Source organism: Chryseobacterium indologenes (assembly GCF_001295265.1).
GTDB classification, from domain to species: domain Bacteria; phylum Bacteroidota; class Bacteroidia; order Flavobacteriales; family Weeksellaceae; genus Chryseobacterium; species Chryseobacterium indologenes_A.
In genome coordinates, this window is record NZ_LJOD01000054.1 from 1 (window position 1) to 1,298 (window position 1,298).

Annotated in this window: 1 protein-coding gene; it reads left to right on the forward strand. The window is 43.9% G+C overall.

The genetic code is table 11. From position 1 onward, the window contains the following. Positions 1-29 precede the first annotated feature (29 nt). On the forward strand, positions 30-1,298 hold a 1,269-nt coding region (locus tag AOB46_RS22680), incomplete at its 3' end, for a hypothetical protein (RefSeq protein ID WP_062703678.1).

Genomic DNA, 1,298 nt, shown 5'->3' on the forward strand with positions numbered 1-1,298 from the left:
AAACATGTAATAAAAAAAATAAAAACCAAATGAGAAAACTCTACATGAGTGCATTAGTGATATGCACAGTCCTGAGTGCATCAGCTCAGGAAGTCTTATGGCAGAAAGACATCAGGTCCTCCACCCAGGATTTTCTGAGCCAGATTACCACTACTATTGATCAGCAGTACCTGATTACCGGAAGCTCCATCCAGGCAAAAAGCCAACAGCCAGCAGTTGACAGCCAAAAGCAGAACAACGGCTACGATTTCCATCTGGTTAAACTCAACCAGCAGGGAGAGCAGGTCTGGGAAAAATACCTTTCAGGACAAAACCACGATTACCTTTCCGCTTCTGTTTCTACCCAGGAAGGAGGATTTTTAATTGCAGGAACCTCCTATTCCGGAAAAGGGCTGGATAAAAAAGACGAATCCAAAGGCGGATCAGATATCTGGCTGGTAAGATTGAATGAGTTCGGGGATGAATTATGGCAGAAAACATTAGGTACGGCTTCCGATGAAGAAGCCAGAGCAGTTGTTCAGACCACAGACCTAGGATTCTTTGTGGCCGGTAATATTCAGAACTCTTCCAAAGGTTACGGCTCTAAAGATGCCTGGATCATACGGCTGAATAAAAACGGAAAAGAACTTTCTGAGCTCATCTTAGGTGGAAAAGGTTTGGATGAGGTAGAGAAAATGATCCCTACAAAAGACGGCGGTGTCTTAATAGGGATTTATTCACGAAGTTCAGTTGGAGGAAGCAAGAAAACTGAAAACTCCGGCGAAGGTGATTACTGGATGGTGAAGCTTGATCAAAACGGCAAAATAGAATGGGAAAAGAATTATGGAGGAAAAGGCGATGACCACTTAAGAACCCTTGCTTTAACTTCTACAGGTTACCTTATTGGTGGAGAATCCCGATCTGAAAGATCAGGCAACAAAACCGTAGGCGTTGAACAAGGAACCGATTTATGGCTCGTTGCTCTAAACGAAAGAGGCGAAGAACAGTGGCAGAAATCCTACAACTTTAAAAACCGGGATATCCTGATGGGGATGAGTGTGATTCATTCTGCAGATGATAAAACTTCCAAAGGAATATTGCTCGGCGGTTACACCCAGGCAGAAGGACGGATAGAAAAAGATGACGAAACGTTCTGGATGCTGTACCTGGATCAGGACGGTAATGAACAGTGGAGAAAACACATCACGGGAGAGAACCGGAAGAAAGAAGAAAGGCTTTCAGATATAAAGTTAAACAGAGACGGTTCCATTATTCTTGCCGGAACCAGTGCGGAAGAGCTCGGAAAAGAGAACTGGAAG